The 22,211-nt window shown below is 56.1% G+C and carries 18 protein-coding genes; 6 read left to right on the forward strand and 12 right to left on the reverse strand.

Features of this window, described 5'->3' with window-relative positions:
- Together WA354_RS01905 and WA354_RS01910 are read left to right on the forward strand one after the other, a co-directional pair.
- Window positions 1-1,673 (forward strand): tetratricopeptide repeat protein (locus WA354_RS01905; RefSeq protein ID WP_472811318.1); only part of this gene is annotated, 1,673 nt, incomplete at its 5' end.
- A 377-nt stretch (window positions 1,674-2,050) separates the two neighbouring features.
- A complete protein-coding gene (locus WA354_RS01910) occupies window positions 2,051-2,248 on the forward strand; it encodes a hypothetical protein (protein ID WP_472811319.1) in 198 nt (65 codons plus the stop codon).
- Window positions 2,249-2,268: 20 nt separating this feature from the next.
- Here WA354_RS01910 and WA354_RS01915 read toward each other — a convergent pair whose 3' ends face one another.
- A complete protein-coding gene (locus WA354_RS01915; RefSeq protein WP_472811320.1) occupies window positions 2,269-3,141 on the reverse strand; it encodes an SDR family NAD(P)-dependent oxidoreductase in 873 nt (290 codons plus the stop codon).
- A 417-nt stretch (window positions 3,142-3,558) separates the two neighbouring features.
- Here WA354_RS01915 and WA354_RS01920 point away from each other — a divergent pair, with 417 nt between their 5' ends.
- Together WA354_RS01920 and WA354_RS01925 are read left to right on the forward strand one after the other, a co-directional pair.
- On the forward strand, window positions 3,559-4,755 hold the full coding sequence (locus WA354_RS01920) for an acetyl-CoA C-acyltransferase family protein (protein ID WP_472811321.1): 1,197 nt from the start codon (window positions 3,559-3,561) through the stop codon (window positions 4,753-4,755).
- A gap of 26 nt (window positions 4,756-4,781) precedes the next feature.
- The gene (locus WA354_RS01925; protein WP_472811322.1) at window positions 4,782-5,564 is read left to right on the forward strand and encodes a 3-oxoacyl-ACP reductase family protein; all 783 of its coding nucleotides are present in this window, start codon (window positions 4,782-4,784) and stop codon (window positions 5,562-5,564) included.
- Between the two features lie 17 nt (window positions 5,565-5,581).
- Here WA354_RS01925 and WA354_RS01930 read toward each other — a convergent pair whose 3' ends face one another.
- From WA354_RS01930 to WA354_RS01940, 3 genes are all read right to left on the reverse strand, one after another.
- Window positions 5,582-6,649 (reverse strand): alpha/beta fold hydrolase, encoded by a 1,068-nt coding sequence (locus WA354_RS01930; RefSeq protein WP_472811323.1) that lies wholly within the window; start codon window positions 6,647-6,649, stop codon window positions 5,582-5,584.
- Between the two features lie 8 nt (window positions 6,650-6,657).
- The gene (locus tag WA354_RS01935; protein ID WP_472811324.1) at window positions 6,658-7,083 is read right to left on the reverse strand and encodes a hypothetical protein; all 426 of its coding nucleotides are present in this window, start codon (window positions 7,081-7,083) and stop codon (window positions 6,658-6,660) included.
- A 131-nt stretch (window positions 7,084-7,214) separates the two neighbouring features.
- A complete protein-coding gene (locus tag WA354_RS01940; protein WP_472811325.1) occupies window positions 7,215-7,790 on the reverse strand; it encodes a hypothetical protein in 576 nt (191 codons plus the stop codon).
- 105 nt (window positions 7,791-7,895) lie between these two features.
- Between WA354_RS01940 and WA354_RS01945 the strand changes: the two genes are divergently transcribed.
- Entirely contained in the window at window positions 7,896-8,453 is a 558-nt protein-coding gene (locus tag WA354_RS01945; protein WP_472811326.1) for a polyhydroxyalkanoate synthesis regulator DNA-binding domain-containing protein, read from the forward strand.
- 764 nt (window positions 8,454-9,217) lie between these two features.
- Here the strand turns inward: WA354_RS01945 and WA354_RS01950 are convergent.
- Both WA354_RS01950 and WA354_RS01955 read right to left on the reverse strand, forming a co-directional pair.
- Window positions 9,218-9,427 (reverse strand): hypothetical protein, encoded by a 210-nt coding sequence (locus WA354_RS01950; protein WP_472811327.1) that lies wholly within the window; start codon window positions 9,425-9,427, stop codon window positions 9,218-9,220.
- 163 nt (window positions 9,428-9,590) lie between these two features.
- The gene (locus WA354_RS01955) at window positions 9,591-10,379 is read right to left on the reverse strand and encodes a hypothetical protein (protein WP_472811328.1); all 789 of its coding nucleotides are present in this window, start codon (window positions 10,377-10,379) and stop codon (window positions 9,591-9,593) included.
- Between the two features lie 131 nt (window positions 10,380-10,510).
- Between WA354_RS01955 and WA354_RS01960 the strand changes: the two genes are divergently transcribed.
- Entirely contained in the window at window positions 10,511-12,739 is a 2,229-nt protein-coding gene (locus WA354_RS01960; RefSeq protein WP_472811329.1) for a winged helix-turn-helix domain-containing protein, read from the forward strand.
- Between the two features lie 316 nt (window positions 12,740-13,055).
- Here WA354_RS01960 and WA354_RS01965 read toward each other — a convergent pair whose 3' ends face one another.
- Genes WA354_RS01965 through WA354_RS01990 form a run of 6 tightly spaced genes read right to left on the reverse strand, consistent with a single transcriptional unit; the run spans window position 13,056 to window position 21,876 of the window.
- Window positions 13,056-14,336, reverse strand: coding sequence for a peptidase associated/transthyretin-like domain-containing protein (locus WA354_RS01965; protein ID WP_472811330.1), 1,281 nt, complete (start codon window positions 14,334-14,336; stop codon window positions 13,056-13,058).
- Window positions 14,333-15,682, reverse strand: a complete 1,350-nt coding sequence (locus WA354_RS01970; RefSeq protein WP_472811331.1) for an NAD(P)-binding domain-containing protein — start codon at window positions 15,680-15,682, stop codon at window positions 14,333-14,335. Before WA354_RS01970 ends, WA354_RS01965 begins: the two co-directional genes overlap by 4 nt.
- A 3-nt stretch (window positions 15,683-15,685) precedes the next feature.
- On the reverse strand, window positions 15,686-16,654 hold the full coding sequence (locus tag WA354_RS01975; RefSeq protein WP_472811332.1) for a hypothetical protein: 969 nt from the start codon (window positions 16,652-16,654) through the stop codon (window positions 15,686-15,688).
- Complete coding sequence (locus WA354_RS01980; RefSeq protein WP_472811333.1) at window positions 16,651-17,499, reverse strand: hypothetical protein; 849 nt, start codon at window positions 17,497-17,499, stop codon at window positions 16,651-16,653. Before WA354_RS01980 ends, WA354_RS01975 begins: the two co-directional genes overlap by 4 nt.
- Window positions 17,489-19,234, reverse strand: a complete 1,746-nt coding sequence (locus WA354_RS01985; RefSeq protein WP_472811334.1) for a hypothetical protein — start codon at window positions 19,232-19,234, stop codon at window positions 17,489-17,491. The genes WA354_RS01980 and WA354_RS01985 overlap by 11 nt, the downstream gene beginning before the upstream one ends.
- Before the next feature lie 5 nt (window positions 19,235-19,239).
- Window positions 19,240-21,876 (reverse strand): hypothetical protein, encoded by a 2,637-nt coding sequence (locus tag WA354_RS01990; protein WP_472811335.1) that lies wholly within the window; start codon window positions 21,874-21,876, stop codon window positions 19,240-19,242.
- Between the last annotated feature and the right edge of the window lie 335 nt (window positions 21,877-22,211).

Here is a 22,211-nt window from a genome sequence, read left to right on the forward strand (position 1 = left end):
GCGAAAGAAGGCGGCGCGCTATGACAATCGGGCCGCAGTTCGTTGAAGAGCTAAGCCATGCTCTTACCCTCCGCCGGGTGTCCGATGGAATGGCTATGCTCGACAAGGCAGAAAGAGCCTGGGTAAAGCTTGCCCCAAGCGAGCCAAACGCAGCGGAGCTGCTTCTCCTGATTGCTCAATGGGTAGATGTCGGCTACCGCGATCATCATCTGCTTGAGTGTCTCCTCCTGAAATTCCCTTCCGAATCCCGCCGCAGGTTACCCCTCGAGGACTATCTTCGCCTGCGAATGGTTGAGGGTTTTCGAGCACTTTCCGCCGAGGAAATGGATACCGCGATTGAGATCCTCGACTTTGTGTTGCGAGCTGAGCCCGGAACGGCAGATGACCATCTCCTGACAGTGGCTCACTTCTGGAAAGGGAGGGCTCATAGAAAGAAAGGCGAGTACGAACTGGCATTCAAGGAAATCGCGTGTGCGCGCGAGCGAGCGCAGAAGTCTCACGAAGACGCCGTTTTCACATCAGTGATTCAGATCCACGAGAGTTGGCTTCTATTCCAGAAGGGCCTTAGAAAAGACGCGTTGCGTCTGCTCAGCCATGCAGAGGGCACTCTCAAGAATACGGATCACTACCTCGCACGAGGCAACATCGAGTCGGCAAGAGGCAGAATTGTCCGCCGGAGCGGTGAATACGCTAAAGCACTAGAGCATTTCGAACGCGCTATCGCGATATATTCCGCAGGAAATCCCAATCATAGAAATCTCGCTCGAGCACTGGTGAACTCCGCTTATGTGAAGCGATTGCTGGCGTTGCAGCTTCGCAAGAGAATCGATTCGCGAGCACTTAAGCCGGGTCAGACGCGTAGTGAGCGCCAACTCCCGGCTGTATCCCCGGCGGCGGCCACCGCTCTGCGCCCCCGCTACAAGCAACTTTGTGACGAGGCCATGTCGGAGTTGCGGCAGGCGCGGGAGATCTATGCTGGGCAAGGCCACTCCGGAGGACTTGGTGCGGTAACTGTCAACTCCGGGTATCTCCATCTCGATGGAGGAGACATCGACCTGGCCGCTCGCGAGGCCCTTGAAGCATATCGAATCGGACACGAGAAAAACGACCAAATCCTTATGGCACGCGCGCGTGTCCTGCAGGCCGCAACCGAGAACGCCAAGATCGAAGAGCAACTCGGTGAAGAGGTCGATATTGCACTACATGCGAACCACGCAAAGCAGTTCAGCGACGAAGCGTTGACTCTTGCGAAACATACGCAGAATCGTCGGTTGCTGGCGGCCGCCTATATTGCCCGCGGCATGACGGCGGCGAACGACTTCTTCCAAGAGTGGGAACTAGCCAGGCAGTCGGTCAGCGAAGCCACAGATCTTATCGCGGTGGATGAAAACGATCATCTGCTGGATGACCTCGCTGACCTGAAAACGCGAATCATGCGCGCATCCGGCATCAACGATACCCTTCGCGGATGGTCCGAGGGGATGATCGGCGGCAAGACTTTCCAGCAAGTTACGGAAGAGTTCGCTGAGATGGTGATCCCTAAAGTATGGCAACGGGAGGGCAAGAAGATATCGCGAGTCGCCGATTGCCTCTCCATATCACCGAAGAAGGTGCGTCGAATTCTTCGCAGGGCTGGTCTTCTCAACAGCGCCGATTCCTCGAATCTTCGCTAACAGAACAGTTCCAGACTCATAAACGAATGCAACTCGAAACTTCTCACAACTTGGGAAGAGTTCGACGACGTCTTCTTCGGTTTCCCGGATCGTCAAGAAGAATTCGCTATCTGCAAAATCATGTTTCCCAAAACATCAGCCGGTCATTTCTTGTTGAATAATGTCTGGCTTCACTCAATTCGTTTGTGTCGCTGAGCGCTGAAGATCCTGCTGACTCATTCGAATCAGCACCTTCGCAAACACCGGAAAACCCTGTGAAAAACATCCCAGGCAGCTGTGATGGCAGTCACTGTGTTGGTGACTTTGGTCATGCTGATATATCTTCCTCGGGCCCCCTCTTTAACCGGGGAAGAAATCCCATTCCCATAGGAGGTGCTATGCCTTATTCCGTTGTCCCCGAGTTAGTTGCTCTCCCGCAGGCGCAAGGCAAGCCTATTCTGAGTTCATACGATTCCGCCCAGGAGTTCAGCCTGATGCACTGGCTGGAGGTTCGAAGACTCGTGGAACTCGCAGAACTAGACGAACGCGAGTCGAAGGGCTACGTCTTCGACGACTCGCTGCTCGTCTCCCAGTAGCTGAACCAGGCGAGGCTGCGTTAGAAATGGAACCCTCCACCGCAGATTAGAACCTCCCCTGTCACGTAGTCCGATAGTGGACTGCAAAAAAACAAAACAGCGCCAGCGGCTTCTTCGGGTGTCCCCAGCCGACCGAGCGGGCATGCGCTTTTCACTGAATCCAGGAGGCTGGGTTGAACTCCAAGCCGAATCTGGTGGCCGTGCATCTCCATCTCGGCGCCCGCGCCTGTGAGGGGCTGTACGAGACGCGTTCCGATCAGGCCAAATCCAACTGCGTTCACGTTGACGTTATACCGCCCCCATTCCTTGGCCATTGTCTTCGTCAGGCCGATGATTCCCGCCTTGCCTGCCGAGTAGCCAACCTGACCGGGGTTTCCGTCAGTGCCGGCGATGGAAGTGATGTTCACCACTTTCCGCATGACGCGTTGCGACGCGGCGATTTCCTTCTTTGCAGATTCCCGTATGAATGCCGAGGCGGCGCGCAGAATCCGAAATGGCGTCACGAGATGGATGTCGAGCATCGCCTGGAACTGTTCGTCACTGGTCTTCTGGATGACGTTATCCCAGCTATAGCCAGCGTTGTTGACGATGATGTCGATCGATTCAAACTCGGCAAGCGTCGCCTGCACAATCAGCTCGGGGATTGCCGGATCCGTGAGGTCGCCAGTAATGTGGCTCACACGCTTCGGATTCGCCAGTTCCGCTTCCGATTCCAGAAGCATGTTCTCGTCAAGATCATTGATCATGACGCGCGCCCCCGCACCTACGAGGCGCTTGGCGATAGCTCTACCGATACCCCGCCCCGCCCCGGTCACAAGTGCCGTCTTGCCTTCCAGGGTGAACGGGATGCCCGGCACAATTTCCGTTTCAGTATCAGTCCTTCCGAAGTCCATTTCTTAGCTCCTCGCCCGTGCGCATTCGCTGCACTGCAGCATATTAAATGTTGCAGTGCACAAAAGGGAAGATGTGAGAGGGCGAAATCTCGTTGCTTTAGTAATCAAAATAGCCACTCTATTGGGCATTGGGGGCCTCTGAGGAGGTTCGCGGCCGGTGAGCAGATCGACGCGCCAATTTCCAGGCAAAGTTCTTCCATCAATGGCCCGCGCGAGGGCCCGCGTGAGAAGTCCAGGAGTAACCGGATTCGTCGACGAAGGGCAACCTTCTTGAGGTGAATGCAGGCCCGTCGCATTGTTCACCGAATGCGCGCCGCCTCATTTTTGTCGTGCGAAGCCTGCTGATCCGCTCATCGGCTTGGCGGCTTCAATCTTCGACAGCCATCATCGCAGTTTATGAATGGAAGGCTTTGTGCCATGAAAAATCAAAACCATCGAGACGTTGTAATTCTCAGTGCGGTCCGAACCGCGTTGGGCAAGTTTGGAGGAGCGCTGAAAGACATTCCCCCTACAGAACTTGCCGGGGATGTCGTGCGAGAAAGCGTGAAACGCTCCGGGCTCGCCAGTTCTGAAATAGGCAATCTAGCTTTTGGACACGTGATTCACACCGACGCTAAGGACATGTATCTCTCGCGAGTGGCGGCCTTGCGTGGAGGACTGTCCGTCGAAACTCCTGCTCTCACCCTCAACCGGATGTGCGGCAGCGGTCTTCAGGCCATCGTGACAGCCGCCGGTATGATTGCGCGCGGAGACTGCGATACCGCTGTGGGTGGTGGTGTTGAGTCCATGAGTCGCGCTCCATATTGGTTGAGTTCCATGCGTTGGGGAGCGCGGATGAACGATGCACCGGCAGTGGATGTCCTCGTTGCCGCGCTGACTGACCCCTTCGACGAAGTCCATATGGGTGTGACCGCCGAGAACGTCGCACGCAAGTGGGGCATAACTCGCGAAGACCAGGATGCTCTTGCCGTCGAAAGCCACCGCCGCGCCAACTGCGCCATCCTCACGGCACGATTCAAGGGCCAGATAGTCCCAATAGAACTGAAGAGCCGCAAGGGCAGCACGTGGTTCGATACCGACGAGTCACCTCGGTCGGACGCGACGATGGAGAACCTCGCCAAGTTGAAACCGGTTTTCGACAAGGATGGCACCATCACTGCCGGCAATGCGTCAAGCATCAACGACGGCGCCGCGGCCGTTGTGCTGATGGAAGAACATGCGGCTCAGGAGCGCGGGCTCAAGCCGATGGCAAAGTTGATCGACTATGCCGTCACGGGCGTTGATCCAGCAGAGATGGGCATTGGCCCAGTATCCGCTGTCAGAAAGCTCTACGAGCGCACCGGTCTCACCAATGACGATATGGATGTTATCGAGGCCAACGAGGCATTCGCAGCGCAGGTCCTGGCTGTTCGCAAGGAACTGGATCTACCGCCGGAAAAGACTAATCCCAACGGCAGCGGCATCTCTCTCGGGCATCCCATCGGGGCCACGGGTGCGATTGTCACAGTGAAAGCGATCCACGAATTGCATCGCATCGGCGGGAAGTATGCGCTGGTGACCATGTGTATCGGTGGCGGGCAAGGTATCGCTGCCATCTTTCAGTCCATGAATTAAACAGGCAGAAAAGGAAGGAGTACGCCATGGCAACAGCAACCTTATCCGAAGTCATGGTCCCGGCTTCGAAATCTCTAGCCGGTAGAGTCGCGCTTGTTACGGGAGCGTCGCGAGGCATCGGACGCGCCATTGCGCTCGAACTTGCAAGTCGAGGAGCAACAGTAGCAGTCAATTGTCGATCGAATGTTATGCGAGCAGGAGAAGTCAGGGATGAGATCGTGCATTTCGGAGGAGTGAGTGAGGTCTTCCAAGGCGACGTCTCAGACCGGTTCGAAGCCAGAAATCTGATCCAGGAAGTATTTGGCATTTACGAGAAGGTCGACATTCTTGTGAACAACGCTGGAATCACGCGTGATAAGAGCATCCGCAAGATGACGGACGGGGACTGGACCGAGGTCATTGATACCAATCTCAACAGTGCCTTTTATTGCACCAGCGCCGCGTTGCCATTCATGATCGAAAGGAACTTCGGCCGAATCATCAACGTCTCTTCCTTCGTCGGTCAGGCGGGAAACTTTGGTCAAGCAAACTATGCTGCCAGCAAGGGCGGGCTGATCGCATTCACCAAGGTGCTCGCACTGGAACTGGCGAAATACAACATTACCGCAAATGTGATTGCCCCTGGATTCACGGCAACAGACATGACGGAGCGAATCCCTACCGACGTTATGGAGCAGATCAAGCAGCGAATCCCGATGCACCGTCTGGCGCTGCCCGAAGAGATCGCCAAGGCCGTCGCATTCCTTATTTGCGATGGCGATTACATCACCGGACAGCAGATCAACGTCAACGGCGGTATATACATGTAGCCGTTCGCGATTCTGCATCAGCGGGAGCGGGCTGCAAGCCACGAGTCGATGTGGGGCCAAGTCCGCTTGTGGGCTCCGCTCCCAGCCATGATGCCGATGTGACCACCGGGAACGCGGTATATCTCTGTGTCGGTACTTCCGACTTTCGGCAGGATCGCCTCCGACTGACAGGGCGGCGTGATATGGTCGCCTTCCGCAATCACGTTAATAAGGTTCGCCCGCAGCCGCTTCAAATTAACAACCTCGCCCCGGATCTTAAGCTCGCCCTTCATCAGTCGATTGTTGCGGTAGAGATCCACGATGAGCTGTCGATAGGCGCCGCCCGCCATGGGAAATATATCGGTGACCCAGGTATTCATGGAGTGCCATGCTTCCACGACGCGCGGGTCTTCCAGGCTGTCCCACAGCTTGCAGTAGTTTGTGATGTAGTTTTCGACTGGCTTCAGGGCTTTGGCTCCATAGTCAATCATTTCGCCCGGCATGTTGCCGAAAGTCGCGAGAACCTTATCAACATCAAAGTGCTTTTCGTCGGTCCAGCGCGCAAACGTCAGCCCCTGGCGATTCGAGAAGTCCAGCGGAGCTGTCAGCAGCAACAGATTTCGAAGGCCATCATCAGGTCGGAGCGACGCGTAAATCGTGGTGAGGATTGCACCGATGCACCAGCCCAGCATGCTGAATTCTTTTGCGCCCGACACTGCCTTCATCTTCCGAATCGCTCGCGGCATATAGTCGAGCGTGTAATCGTCGAACTTCAAGTTCTTGTCTTCCGGCCCGGGAATTCCCCAATCCAACAGAAAGACGTCGTAGCCTTTGCTGACCATGTATTCCACGAAGCTATGGCCGGGGCGCAGATCCATGATCGTGGGGCGATTCATCAAGGCAAAAATGAGGATCAGCGGTATCGGATATCGCTTCCCGGCTGGAACGACAGGAATATAGCGGTACAGCCTGGCCTTGTTGAGCGTCCAGATCAATTCTTTGGGTGTCTGCCCGATTGCCGCCTTGGTGGTCATCAGCCTGTTGAAAGTCTTTAGCTTCTGATCCAGGACAGTCCAGTCGTTGGACAATTCCGCAGCTTGCGCCATATCGACCTCTATCGTTTTCTGCCTGTCGGCTTACGCGACTTTGCGTCTTCCGCGTGTGCCCGCTTTCCGTCATGAGATACGCCTGCAGTCGCCGTCCGCGCGGCAGAAGATAACTCGACGATTCTGTCCAGTTTCGCATCCAGATCATCAAGTCGCATTTCAAGATTGGTAAAGCGCTCTGCCAATGCCACCACCTGCTGGCGAGAAGGCAGCGAGAACTGCTCAAGCGCCATGATCATGGCTTTATCCAGCGCTTCGCGAAATGGCGCGGACAAGGTTAGATAGTTGTTGAGCAAGGCACCGGTCGCCTGTGCATACTCCTCGGTGTTCACCGCTTCGATCATCACCTTCGACATGCCTTCAAGATAAGTGTCCCTCATCTTGCGAAAGGCCTCGAATGGATCGGCGGCTGTCGCATTCTTTTCTGCAGCCATGTCCAACCCCCGGCTTTCTTGCACAGAAAGCATATACCTGAATCGAGGCGAAGGCTTTCGCCGGCTCCGCTGCTCACGTCATCGGCCGGGCGGCAGTGTTTCGCCCCGATTCGAGCCTCCTGCCTGGTGAATTAGTGCAGGGTCGGTTCCGCCACCAGGTCGAGCAGGTCTTTCTGAGCTTCAAGCACGATGTCCATTCCGCGCTCCATCGAATCGGCTGCAGTTGCTACCGGCGTTCCGGCAATGCCAAGTTGCTGCTTGGCCGTCGCGAACGCTGCTTTGGCCTGCTTGGCTGTGTAGTCCATTGCCGTCTTCTGAGCAGCGATGGAGTGCTCGATCGCTTCCTTGGCCCGCTCCTTGCCTTCCCTCATCGTGTCCGACGTTTTCACCTTTCGCTCCTTCACCACCTTGGCGAAGGTGTGAGTCTGATCTACTATCAGATCGATTGCACCCTTCTGAGTCTCTGCAAACCTCTCAAAAGCAGTGGTGGCCAAATCCAGCATCAACACGCCCGGTACCGGCAGCGTGAACTTCTTCCACGCACCTACCACTTCCGCATTGTGCTTTACAGCAATCTCCAGCCCCTTCTTCTGCATCTCCGCCAGACGCTCAATGCCATTTGTGTAAAGCTCGGTCATCGAATCGATCGCATCAACCTTGACAGCTTCCGCAGCCGTGACTGGTCCTTTCGCATCCTTCGTCTCCATATCGTTCTCCATCTGCGCCCTCGCGCTGCGTTCTATGCTGCAATGCAGCATAACTCAATGCTGCGCCGCTTCGATCAAGCTGTCAAGGGGTAGAATTGGAAAATTATGGCGCAGAAGACCGTTGTGATTAAGAAATATGAGAACCGGCGCCTTTATGACACCACGAACAGTCGTTACGTGAATCTCGAAGAGGTGGCGCAGCTCCTTCAACAGGGTAACGATGTTCAGGTCATCGATGCTTCCTCAGGTGAAGACATCACGCGACTTATCCTGACCCAGATTATTGTCGAGGATGCCAAGACACCTGAATCCAGCTTTCCCCTCGATCTCCTGCGGCAGATGGTTGTTGCATCCGGTCGAGCAAGCCAGGAGAGTGCATTGCAGTACATGAAGTCGATGCTCGAGGTCTATCAAAACGCCTATCGCTCGATGCCTAATCCTCTGAACCCTTTTGACTTTATGCAGAACATCCGCACAAGTCCCGAAGAAAAGTCGGACCCTGGAACACGCCCTACGACTGCTGGAAGGACTATGGATTCCCGGCAGCCTGAGATGAAACAGTCTGAACCCGAGGATGTGGGTGCGCTGAGGGACCGCCTGGCCGAACTCGAAAAGCTGGTATCAAAGCTTGCTCCTCCGAAAAGAACGAAAAGGCGGAAGTAGCTTACCTCTGAAGGACGGACGCCTTCCCAATTTGCGACAACTGTCCAAGACATTCAATCACCATGACTGCGGCGAGGATTCTGACTTTGAGGTGCCAAGCGTCGAGCGCTCCGCGGCGAGAAAAACCAACGGCCTTGCGTTTCAGCTTGTCACCTTCTCGCCAGACGAGATAAAAGTGCGCGCCCCCGCTGCTGGTGGACTCACCCCGATGAGTATGAGTCTCGGGTCGAGCTTACCGTTTTTCTGGAGAGAGGCACGAATTGCCAGCGGCCGCCGAGTCGGCGATACTGTACGAGGTTGACTTGCTTATGATTATTCTCACTGTCCACGTTCTTCGTGCCCCGTCCGCTTGCGAGACAGTTGGCGCACATCGATTCCAGGTTTGATGGGCCAGTGGGATGGACATTGACCTCAATCACTTAACATAAGTGACTGATTATAAAAGGCGTGAGTAGTTCAGTGGTAGAACGTCAGCTTCTGCAGGCGTAAATCTCTTCAGATTCGTAGAATCCCCAAGAAATCCCCCGCGTGGATACTGGCGATTTCACGCTACCGGAGGCAGTTGCATCTGTGGGCAGATTTCAGCAAATTTGTCACTTTTAGCGTGTTTTCGTGTCGGTGAGCAGTGAATTTGGACAGTGAGTTCAGTGCTGAGAACTGGCTGAGAAGAGACATTCCCAATGATGTAAACACCGCCTTCACGTTGTGAGAGAAGGCGGGAATAGCCGGAATAGATACCAGCCATTCTCGTCTGTGTGAGCGGCTTAGGCGGCCTTTTGAAAGTACCGCGCGGCAATGGCCAGTTGTGGGTCGTTCTTGATCAACCAGTGTGCGAGCACGGAGGGATCGAAGCAGCGAGATCCACCGAACATGAGGGTCGGAATCTGACGCTTCTGAGCCATGCGATAGATCGTGTCTGGCGACTTCCCCTGTCTGTCGGTTTGCAGACTGATGATAGCTGCGAGGGCAGTCACTCCCTTTCAGATCACAAACCGCGAACGGATATTGGGTCTTGTATTCCTATCTCGATGGGAATCGCCTCGAGTTGCGGACGGAAGAACGTCTTAAGCAGATGCATCGTCTCGGTCGATCCGGACGGCGTTTTGGCGATAGACGGACAAATATGGGGCGAGATTGTCAACGCAAGCTTGTCCAAACATGCAAAGCCGATGAGGCGATCTTCTGCCATGCGGCCGTTGACCCAATTGGCACGGTGATTTGACCCATCACCATCACAAAGAGGCCGCCCAGCAGCGTGGCGCGATGAATGCGCCGAAGTACAGACAGGTCGAAAACGAAAATGGACAGCACCATCAGGTCGCGAATCACATTCGACATGAAGTGCGCCTGCTGAATGAAGGCGAAAGGCCAGCGATCGATGGCCGCGAGCGTCAGAGCAAGTGTGGCCAGCAGCATGAGCCTTTTGTGAGCCGATCCGTTCGATCGCAGATAGATCCCGAAGAAGATCAGGACCGCAAACGTTGTGATGCCTAAAATCGGAACCGAATAAAAGACGAGAGGGCCAAAAGGAAATCCCGGAGGAGCAAAGCCGCGCGTGAGCGAATCTGTTGCCGCCGCGATTCCCAATCCGACCATCGCAACGGCGAGCCCCGCCCCTGCAAAGCCAAGTGTTCGATGCAGAGAAATATTTCGACGCGCCACCAATGTCGTCTGCACACAAAAGAGGACGATCCAGGCGCTGAACACAGCTCCATGCACATGGATCAGCAGATTGCGAACGTGCGCATGGTAGATTCCTGCCAGATAGTACGAGCGCGCGAATCCAAGGAAGACAGTGCCCACGATAAGCAGCATCATCGCCCCAAAGTAAATATCGTCGGCACGTCGCTTCGGTCTGGGGAGGGCCGATCGATCGCGGGGTGTCAAGGCTGCGGAACTGTCGGCCGCTGTTGGGGAAGCCATCATGAAGCATCTCCTTGCCGTCATTGGCAGATGCCATACGGCTCGATGTGTGACAAAATTAGCAGCGCGGCCCCGGCGCGTCTTCAGCGCAGCCCTCAAAGATTTCTCATTTTTTTATCAAGGCGACTAAACTCTTGAGCAAAGGCATCTTGTATTCGTTCGGCCCCTTTTTGCTCAACCCGGAGCAGATGGTTCTATCTGTCGATGGAAGCGTCGTAGCGGTTCCCCTCAAGGCCCTCAAGACACTCGTGACACTCGTCGAGCACGGCGGAGATGTTGTGAGCAAGCAGGTACTGATTGAGGCAGTCTGGCCCGACAGCTATGTCGAAGAAGGAAACCTCACGCAGAACATCTTCCTTCTGCGTCGGCAGCTTGGGAAAGCTCCACAGGGGCAAGACTACATTGAAACCATCCCCCGCCGCGGATACAGGCTCACGGTTCCGATTCAGAGGGTGCCGGCGCCAGTTGTCGACGGGCTCGGGGATAAAGGGGTCCCTGGGCAGCAGCGTCCGGGTGAAGAACTCGATCTGGAAGCGGATCCAGAAACGCGCCGGGAGAGCAACGCACGCCGAGGAGCGTTGCAGCACAGATTATTGACTTTTGTCGCAGTCCTCGTGCTTGCCCTTCTTTCGTGGGTCGCGGTGGAACAGTGGCGCGAAATCTCATACCGGCCTCGATTCTCAGGTTTCTCCCAGATCACACGCGACGGGCTGAGCAAGCGGTTTCGGATGGAACAGATTGGAGGGCCTGAAGCCGCGATCTTTTCCGACGGAAGCCGGATCTATTTCACCGAGGGCACGGCTGACGCGTCTACGATCAGTGAAGTTTCAGCTTCGGGAGGCGATACCGCGCATATCGCGATTCCCTTCAGTCTGCCCACGTTGCTCGACATTTCCAGCGTTCGGCAGGAACTACTGGTGTCGGGCACGGTCGACCCCGCCGACGCATCGCCCCTCTGGTTGGTTCCCCTGCCTGCGGGTGTGGCGCATCCGCTCGGCAATGTCATTGCCTGGGATGCTGCCTGGTCGCCGGATGGGCTCTCGCTGGCATACGTCCGAAGCAGGGAGTTGTTCCTTGCCAACGGAGACGGCACAGGATCCAAACTTCTGGCAAATCTGCCGGGCAACGGCTGGCATCCCCACTGGTCGCCGGATGGCCGGAAGGTGCGCCTCACCATATTCGACGTCAGGTCCGCTGAAAGCTCGATATGGGAAATCTCGCGCGACGGAAGTGGACTGCGACAGGTGCCAATCGATTTGCTGGGCTCCAGCCCGCAGGCAAGCGGCGCGAACCGCGAACCGGTCGACATATGTTGCGGAACCTGGAGCCCCGATGGACGGGATTTCGTATTCCAGGCTACGCAACAGGGCCGATCCGACGTCTGGTGGCTACCGGGACAGGAACCATGGATATCGAGACTGCTGAGACGCGGACCTCGTCCGGTCCGCATCACTGCAGGGCAACTCAGTTCGCTCGCGCCAGCCTTCAGCCCGGACGGCCGCACGCTCTTTCTGATTGGCCACGAGATGCGCGGCGAGTTGCAGCGGTTTGATCCGCGCGTCGGACAGTTCGTTCGCTTTATGGGCGGAATTTCCGCGGATTTCTTGGACTTTTCTCGAGACGGGCAGTGGGTCACCTATGTTGAATATCCCGAAGACACGCTTTGGAGGTGTCGCGCCGATGGCACCCAACGTATGCAGCTCACGTTTCCGCCTCAAAGGGTTGGAGTGCCGCGGTGGTCCCCCGATGGCAGGCAGATCGCTTTCTACGTGCTTGGCGGAAGTGCTCAGCAGCAGCTTTATCTGGTCTCAGCCTCCGGAGGCGATCCAAAGCCGGCGTCGTCGCATGGCGGCGGCGAAATGAGTCCAAGTTGGTCGCCGGATGGCTCCGAGATGATGTACAGTGATTTTCCTTTCTTTTCGGCGCAGCCACAGAGGGTTGCCGTTCACATATTGCACCTCGCAACAGGGCAAGTGGAAACGGTTCCTGGATCGGAAGGATTTTTCGCGCCCCAATGGTCTCCGGACGGCAGCCATGCTACAGCATTGGCGCTGGATGGTCAGCGGATCATGTTGTTCGATTTCAGTACCCGTACGTGGAGCCAACTGGCGCAAGGATGGGGACTGGTCCGCTGGTCGGCGGACAGCCGGTGGGCCTACTATTTGAATTATCGGGACAATCCAGCTGTCATGCGCGTTCGCATCAGCGATCGCCATGTGGAGCAGGTAGCCAGCCTCAAGGGAATTCGTCTGACCGGGCATCTCGCCGGACTTGAATTTGGCCTGACCCCCCAGGGAGATCCAGTGATCACTCACGACATTGGAACGCAGGAAGTCTATTCCATGGACTGGAACAGGCCATAAGCCACCTACGATTGAGCGATGCCGGGCTGACACTCCTCGAATGACGGCAACCAGGGCTTATCGGAAATCCAGGAACTTCGGGGCGAATAAGCATCCTGCAGCTGGGAAGGCTCGTTGCAAACCAACTCAAACCGGTGGCAGCAACGAAGCAATGAATTAGGTTCATCTCCATAACGGTCGGTGTCCTTGTCGCACAGCCTTAGAATTCCTCAGCCTGCTTAGCGTCGTAGAAGCGCGGGTGTCTTCCATCTCCCGACATCCGAGATCACAGCTAAATTCATTGAAAGAAGAAGTCTGACAAGGCGACTGAGGTTTCTTACTTCACGTTCAAAACGCGCTTAAGCACAGCCTGTAAACCTGCCTTGGCCTGCGCATATTCTTCGGCTGAAATCAGTCCGGCGATTTTGTCTTGTTCGAGCGCAAAGAGCTCCTCTTTGAGTGTTTCTAGTAACGAACCTTGTCGCGCGAGCTGAATGTTCGGACCAAGTTGTGCTTGTGCGCGAGGATTCTCCATGACACTGCTCTGTGTCACAACCTCGGCGACAGGCGTACGATTTGCACTGATCTCTCCATCTGCTCTTCTGCGTAAAGCGAAGAAGGCTATCCCAGCAAGCAGGACCGCAAATCCGCCGAGAAGCCAAGATTTCGAGCCGGTAAGAGGGTCAGGTGAGGCGATCGGCGTACCAATTCCTCCTCCCGGGTTGCCTCCGCCCGGGGAACTCACCGGCTGCATCGCCGCTCCTGTTGGGTCCGCCGGCATCTCGCCTTCACCCGAGACCGTAAAACTGATCTCCTCGCCCGGATGCACATTCCTCACCACGTGGGTTTCCACTTTCGGGTCTTCCTGCGTTGCCTGGAAACGCGAACCACCCTGTGACGCGAACTCGATGCCCTTCGCCGTATACACCACAACGTTGTCTGCCATCATCTGAGGTCGCACAGTCAATGCATGCCGTCCGTTGTACGCGAAATGGTACTGCACCTCGAATAGCGTTTCCTTCTCAGCCTGGTCGGGCTGGATAGGCACATTAACCGTGTAGTGTCCGGCTTGCGCGAGGGGAATGAGATGCGTTCTTGTTCCCAGTCCTCCGGGACGTGTCGCAGCCGCCTCATCAAGCTGCGCTCCGTCGGGCAAGACAACCTCAAAGGTCTTATCGCTTAGCTGCGTCCGAGGCGGCGAGCTGACATTCCGCACAAGATAGCGCTCCCGCACGCGCAATGTCCCTCTCGCTGCTTCGATCAAAAGCATGTCCGCGTCGATCCCGACTCCATCGACTTTCGCTGCTATGTCGTAAACGGTGATGTCTGCTGACGAGCCACCCTGCGGAGCAGCGATGAAATAGGTCCCGCCCTGGTGCTCCACACGAATCAGATAAGAAGCATTACCCGGCGTCTGCAATTTGAACTGACCGGCCGCATCCGTTACTGTGCTGGCAGCGTCTGCCATGCCTGCACTCGGATCCACTAATGTGACCTTGTCGCTCACGGCGGGCTTATTGGTTGTCTTGTTGATGACGGTTCCATTTACCGTAGCCGCATGGGCGCTTGCAGCCACGGACAACGCGAGGGATGCAGTCATGCGAAGAATCTTCTTCATGCAATACTCCTGGACTTCGTGTCACCCGCCGCGTGCGGGCTGTCCCCTCCGAATGCAATCCCCGCCGACTTCAGAAAATCCGATGGCGATGTCCCCCCGGCGAATATCCATACGAAATCGTTCGTCAGTTCTCGCATCTCTCCCCCAACCTCAATCAGCACACTGCCTTCACGAAACTCGATCGGGATCGAGTTGAATAGCACCTCGAGCTTGCCGCTGGCTATATGCTCGACGATGCGTTTCGAGTTGCGGTCTTTCAGGCGGCTGAACTCGCCCTTGCGGTACGAGAGGGTAACCCGGTTGCCAGCCTGGTGCGCTAGTCCCATTGCTGCCTCCACGGCACTGTCTCCACCGCCCACCACCAGGATGTTCTTACCGGAGTAGTGGTCCGCCTCGATCAGCCGGTAGAGAACATGGGGCAACTCCTCTCCCTTTACGCCGAGCTTTCGCGGAGTTCCGGCACACCCGATCGCCAATACGACAGCCCGGGAAAGATGCTCCTCCTCGGTCGTTCGAACCCGGAACAGTCCGTCGGACAGCTTCTGCACTGAATTCACCCCTTCTGCCGTCTGAATATTCAGATCGGTGCGTGCCATGATCTTCTGCCAGAACGCCAGAAGGTCCTCCTTTGAGAGGCTGGTCTTGTTGAATCTGCCGTGAAGCGGGAACTCCACCGGGCTCGTCATCACCAGTTTCTGCCGCGGGTACTTGGAAACCGTTCCGCCAACGCTCTCGCGTTCCAAGGTCAGCGTTCGCAGTCCATGTTCTGCGGCCCTGAGCGATGCACTGATCCCTGCCGGGCCTGCGCCGACAATGATCACATCCCAGACAGCATTGTCCGTGGGTGCATGTGGCGACGATCGCAAACGCTGCGCGATCACATCCACGCAGTCCCGTCCCTGGTTAACCGCGTTTTTGATAAGCGCCAGGCCTCCAAGTTCGCCCGCAATGAAAAGATTGGACACGCTCGTCTCGTATTCAGGGCTGATGATCGGCATATCCGCACCAGAACTCGGCTTCGCCATCACCATCGTGATCGCGCCCACCGGGCACTCCTCCGCGCAAAGCCCATGCCCGATGCACTTGTGCCCGTTTACGATCGTCGCCTTTCCATCGATCAGCGCCAGCACATCACCCTCCGGACACACCGACACACACGCGCCGCACCCGATGCACGCGTCGCTCAGGATGCGCGGATGCTGCGCCTTCGGCCCCTCCGAAAACATGGGTCCATGTTCGGCCCGCTCGCGTGCCTGTTCCTCCTTGCGCTTATGTTCGCGCCAATATCGGACCAGGAAGAAGCCGAGCACGCTTCCGGCAATCAGCCATGTCAGCAAGGTCTCCATCGCCTAGCGCATCCCCATTCGGGCGAATCCAAGACCCATAACGACTGCGATATGCAGAATGGCGAGCAGGGCAAACGCATAGCTGAATGGCCTGTGGATGACATGCCACAGGTGAAACACGCGCTGTGTTTGATCCAGGAACAGCACACGTTTCGAGAGTGACGCTTTTTGCTTCACGATACCGATGATTTCTTCTACCTCGCGATTTCCAGTGGATATCAGCCCCCCGAGCGACCTCAAGCCCCTCGCCGGTCCTCCGGCCATGCGCCTCAGCCTCGCCATTCTGAACGGCATTCCGATGTCCAGCATTATCATCTGGCAGATCGCACCAATGGCTCCGATGCGACTCGCACGGTCCGGAGAAGCTATCGTCAATGCCCTTCGCAACTGCTCCTCTGTGAATACCGACTGCACCAGCAAAAACTCAGCGAGCGCGCTCTCGTTTTCATGCAGTTCGCTCAATGACATCTCGGCCGCCGTCAACGAACGCGGAATCTGCGCATACAGATACCTGCCCACCACGCCGCTTAATGCCACCGCTAGCATGATCCAGAAAGCGACGCCGGCGATGCCCTGGAATTTGAATGACGCATGGAACGCGATCACGACCGGCGCCGAAACACCTGCGATCACATGAAAATCCATCCAGTGGCGCGCTGTTCCTATTCGTCCCAGCCAGGGAATTACTTTGCGCAAGGCGTACAGGAAAATGATGAAGAACATTATTGTTCCAAGCACTCCAAGCTTTAGTCCGATCGTACCGCTTGGCTTCAGGAGTTCATGCTTTTCTGAGTAAGGCCTCTGGTCGAGCGGCAGGATGTAGTAGCTTGCTCCATAGATGGCAATCGAAGCCAAAAACACAAACGCCGCGAACGACGCTACCATCACCCTGACGCGATGCCGGAGCTCCTTGCGCTGTGCTCGGAATGCGGAAGAGGAAGTTGTGCTCGTCTGGAGAATTGTCATGCTCATCGCTGCTCCTTCTCATCAGGCTTGTCTGTTACCGACTCCGGTGGGACAAGCGGGTCGGGGTGAACTTTAAAGTTCGGATCCTGTTGCGCGTCCGTCGAGAACGACTTGTAACTCTCGAAGATGTGGGTGTTGCGCCAGTGCTGTCGCGGCGTCGTGACGTCGACAACGGCCTTGGCAGGAAGCGTCCACGTCTCCTTGCCGAAATTCTCGGGCTTGTATTCAACGTGAATCTCCAACGAGCGTAACCCCACATCGCTCATGTCGTGCATGAGGCTGGCGTTCACCTGAATCACTTCGCCCGACGTCTCATCCAGCCATGCGGTCCCTTGAAACTCAAGCGGATATTCACGGCCTCTCAAGGCCAGCGCAGCTGGCGTCCTGCGCCCGGTAATATGCGCAAAGTGAATCGGTATCGTGGCTTTGTTCCCGATCATCTCTTCTGGTCCGGTTGCAAACGAGAAAGCATTGCTATAGTACGGATGAAAGACGAGCAGCACGGTGGAGATTCCATTCGTGGTCAGCATTGGAGCGGAGATCGACTTGTGCTTTGCATCTGGCGGCTCAATGCGCGACTCGTTCAACTGGAACTCCTCGCCGCTGCCGTTCATCATGATCAGGTAATCGAACTGTGAACGTTCCGTTTCATCAACGTGTCCCTTCGCATTGAGTTTTTGCTGCGTCACGATCTCTGAACAATGCAGATCGGCCAGTTTGGATAGATACCGGCCGATCTGTTTCTGCGCGAGTGCCAGCGGATCGGATTCGCTGGTACGCTGCGCGTCTGCCCGCGATGCACAGGCCGCGAGAGTAAGTAATATTGCAACTGTGCAGTATCTACGGCGCATTTGTGCTCCCCGGCCTGCGTGTTCGTGTCCGATTGTCAAACCGATATCCGAGTGTCGATGTCCACTGGTTGTAGTTCAGCGTGCCGCCGCGCTGGATCGTGTACATGCTCTCAAAGAAGAGTTTTGCGCCCAGGTTCGACTCGAACAGGAAGTTGACAAAGGATGAATCGCTGTTCGAGGCGACCGGCGATGAATACGTATATCTGCCAAACTGCAGATTCAACCGCAGATTGTCCATCATCTCGCGCGACACTGTAATCGTTGTATATTTCCCAGAAGCGAATGAACTGTCAAACTGCGCGAACCGTGCATCCGCCGTTAATCCAGTCTTCCAGATATTCGCCATCGTCGCGCCAAACATCTTGTTCAGCGCGCTCTTCGGATCAGTGGAATCGCTGCTGCTTCCCAGGCTGAAATATCCTGTGATATGGCGCGGAAATTGAATGCGCGCCCCACCATTAATCCCCTGGTAAAGATACTTATCCAGTAGTCCGGTACCAACCAGCGTCGGATCATACGTGGGCACATCGCGGAAATACGTGTCGGTCAAATCGAGGGTTACTCGCGGATGCACCTCAACTCGAAGCGAGAGCAGGCTCTGCCCGATGCCTGCGCTGACTGGTGCCATCCCCGGATTGGCAGTTGGACGGTCGATCTGTATCGATTGGTAAAGAGTGAAGTATCTCTTGAACGAGAAATCATTCTCGGCAAACACGAATGGCCGGTTCACGGTCCACTTCAGCAATTCGACGCCGTAACCCGTGCTTGTCGAGTATCGAAACGAGTCAAAGTCGCCACCATGCACATTGACATAGAGTCCACCGATTCGGCGCTGCGGGTTATAGTCCCAGGCAGTCGGATCCGGAGTTGAACCTGCAAACATACCCAGCATTGCGTGCTTCGAAAACTGCATTCCGCCATAGGCCCCATCGATCGTCTCCAGGCTGTTTGCGTATGGCACATACAGCCTTCCTATGCCCGCAGACCAGCGCGACTCCGGATTCATATACGTCAGACTCATCAGGTACGTACGGTTGATCAGATCCTGGATAGAGCTTTGATATGCCGATGAGTTTTGACGCAGGTTTCCGCGCCAGTAGCCGTTGAGGTTCCAGTGAGTCCCGAACATTCGTGTGAAATCGGCACGGAATACCATCCCATAGGAATTCGAGACCGATGCGCCCTGCCCAATTTCTCGAATTGAGCTTATGTCGAAGCCGATCCTCCCTCTGATCTGGTTCACCTCGGGTAACGGCGGACGAGGCAACGTTTCGCGCACTTCCTCGTCCAGTGGATCGCCGGCGCTGAAGCTGATCACCATCGGGTACTGCCGCGTATTCCCCAGCGCGCTTTTCTCTACCAACTTTGAAACTTCATCGTTGGGGAGCGAGAGAACATCGCCTGAAACGATATTCCTGCTGCTCAATTCCACCTCACACACCCCTGACGCCGATGCAATCGCGACCACCTTCAGCTTCGCGATGATCCCGGGCTCTATCGCCGTGTTCCCGGGAGAAGCTTTTGTCGGGTCTTGTTTGAGAATCAGCGCTGTCCCCTCCTGCAACCCTGCTTCCCGGCCGCCATCGATGTATGCGTTGTTTCCATTTACATACTGAACGTGAAACTCCGTACGCATCGTGGCAGGAGCGCTCTGGGCCGTTACCTGTGGCTCTTGTGGTGTGCTCTGTGCCCACATCGGCACGGAGAGCATCAGGATGCTCAAAAGACGCCGCATCGTTGCTAACCTCCGTTGCCGTTTTTGTGGCATGCATAGCAGTTCACGCTGTTGTACACGTATCCCGATACACCGCTGTGTTTCGGGTTGGTGGCTGCTGCTGTGTGGCAATTCGTACATGTAAATATCGAGTAGTCGCTTGAGTTGGTATGACAAGTCGTGCACACGCCATTCGCGCTTCCATGATTGAGCGGGAAGAAGGTGTGGTACTGGGATGGCAACGTCGCCGGAACCCACGCGGCGGTGGTATGGCACGTGGTGCACGTGGTCGGCCAGCCGGCACTCACGTGGTTCGGATTCGTCGTCGCAGTGAAATCCGCTTTGTGGCACGAGTAGCAGTCGGTCGGCGTGCCAGCGAACACGTTGTTGATGTGACACTGATTGCACGCTACGTTCACATGCGCACCCGTCAAGGGAAACGGGGTGTTGTTGTGATTGAAGGTCGCGCCAGCCCACGAAGTTGTTGTGTGGCAGGTATCGCAGGTCGTAGGGAAGCCAGCGGACGCATGATTCGGGTTGTTCGTTCCGTTCCAGGCCGTCTGGTGGCACCCGTAACACGTTGTTGGCAGGGTTGTGTAGTTGTTGTTCGTGTGGCACTGCAAGCATTGCAGCGTCGTGTGCGCTCCAGTCAGGGGGAAAGCTGTGTTGTTGTGGTTGAAGGACGACGGGCTCCATCCACTTGTCGTGTGGCAGATCGAGCAGTCGGTCGGAAAACCTGAGGACACGTGGTTGGGGTTAGTCGTTCCGCTGAAGTCTGCCTGGTGACACGAGTAACATGCAGTCGGAGTCGACGAGTAATTGTTATTTGTATGGCACTGGACGCACGTCAATGTAGCGTGTAATCCGGTCAGAGGGTAGTTCGCATATACGGCATGGTTAAAGTTGACGTTGGTCCAATTGGTCGTGCTGTGACAGGTGTCGCAGGTCGTGGGAAACCCAGCTGCAGCGTGACTCGGATTTGTGGTTCCCTTGAAATCTGTCTGGTGGCAGCCGTAGCAGGTTGTCGGCAGTGTTCTGTAGTTGTTATTCGTATGACACTGCGTGCATGGCACGGTGGCGTGTGCGCCAGTGAGCGGGAAAACTGCTGCATGATTGAAAGTGGAGGTCGTCCAGTTGCTGGTGGTGTGACAGAGCGTGCAGTCGGTGGGGAAACCAGAAGCCGCATGGCCCGGATTGTTCGTACCATTGAAGTCGGCCTGGTGGCACCCATAGCAAGTCGTGGGAAGCGTCGTGTAGTTGTTGTTCGTGTGGCAACTCGCACAGGGCACCGTCGTGTGAGCTCCCGTAAGCGGGAACGAAGTGTTGTTGTGATTGAAGGTCGCGAGCGTCCACGAGGTCGTGTTGTGGCACTGCGTACAGCCTGTCGGAAATCCTGATGACACGTGCGGTGGGTTGTTTGTTGCTGTGAAGTCTGCCTGGTGGCACCCGTAACACGTCGTTGGCAGTGTCGTGTAGTTGTTGTTCGTGTGGCACTGAGCGCAGGGCACGGTGGTGTGCGCACCGGTGAGTGGGAACGTAGTTGCGCTGTGGTTGAAAGTCGACGGACTCCACCCGCTTGTTGTGTGGCAGAGAGTGCAATCTGTCGGAAACCCCGAATTTACGTGACTCGGACTGTTCGTCCCACTGAAGTCTGCCTTGTGACAGGCGTAGCACGCCGTAGGGGTCGACGTGTAGTTGTTGTTTGTATGGCACTGCGCGCAGGTAACCGTCGCATGCATGCCGGTCAACGGGTAATTGGCGTATACCGCGTGATCGAATTTTGCATTCAGCCAGTTCGTTGTGGAGTGGCACGTGCCGCAATCGTGCGGCAGCCCAAGCTGCGCATGCGGAGGGTTGTTGCTATTGGTGAAATCCTTTGAGTGGCAGCCGAAACATGTCGCTGGCGTCCCCTTGAAGACATTGTTCAAGTGGCAAGAAGTGCAGGGCAGTGTGATATGCGCGCCTGTCAATGCATAGCCCGTCACCTTCAGGTGATCGAACTTCGCGTTGAACCAGGTATCCATCGTGTGGCAGCTTTCGCAAGTCGTCGGAAAGCCTGCCGAGACGTGGTCGAGAACCGGCGTTTGAAAATCCTTTTGATGGCACGAGTAGCATGCTGTCGATAGGCCCGTGAATTGTCCCACTGCTGAGTTCTTGTGGCAATCCACGCATTCCAGCATGGCATGGGCTCCCACCAGTGGGAAGCGATTGAGATGATCGCGGATCTCCTTGTTTGAAACCTGCCAACCCTTGACCGTGTGGCAATTCTCACAATTCGCGCCAAACTGCCGGCGATGAATATCGGCATGGCAATCGGCGCAGTGCTTGCTCACGTTTTTGAAGATCAAGCTGGCGTGACACTGTGTGCAACCGACCCTCTGATGCATCCCCCGCAGCGGATAGCCCGTCTGGTCGTGGTTAAACTCGGGATTCGAGCGGATCGGCTTCCAACTCGTGTAGGTGTGGCACTCCTGGCAGGCGGCGGATATAGGCCCGTGCGGGTTCGTGACCTTTGCCTGCGGACCGCCTACCTGCGGACGCGAGAGTTCCGCAGGCTTTTGCAGCGTCATCGCCGCAACCAGGGGCGCAACAAAAATCAACAGAATCAGCTTGCGCTTACCACCCATCCCTCTGTCACGTCCTCCGCTGCGTCTGTCAGCCATCGCACCTTCAGCGCGCGAAGACAGAAAGGCTCTCCCAGCATCTCTGCAGCGACTACGGTAGCTTCGCCGCACGACGCGCAAAAATGCAGCCACCACTGAGTGCTTAAGGGCAGATCAGGGGCTACTTCGAAAGCTCGAAAGAACCTGGTACGCAGATCAAGCGGTTACCGGGGTATTTATATGGGCGGCCAATAAGCAATCAGCTGGCTTCGGTGGGTTGGCGCGACCTTCCTCTAACGGGCAGAGTCCGGTGGTTATTGGTTAAAGGCAACGGCCATCAAAACAGCGAGTATTCTGAATCGACGGGGATCGGGGACTGTAGTGAGCCTGATCAC

Source organism: Occallatibacter sp. (assembly GCF_049802275.1).
GTDB lineage: Bacteria > Acidobacteriota > Terriglobia > Terriglobales > Acidobacteriaceae > Telmatobacter.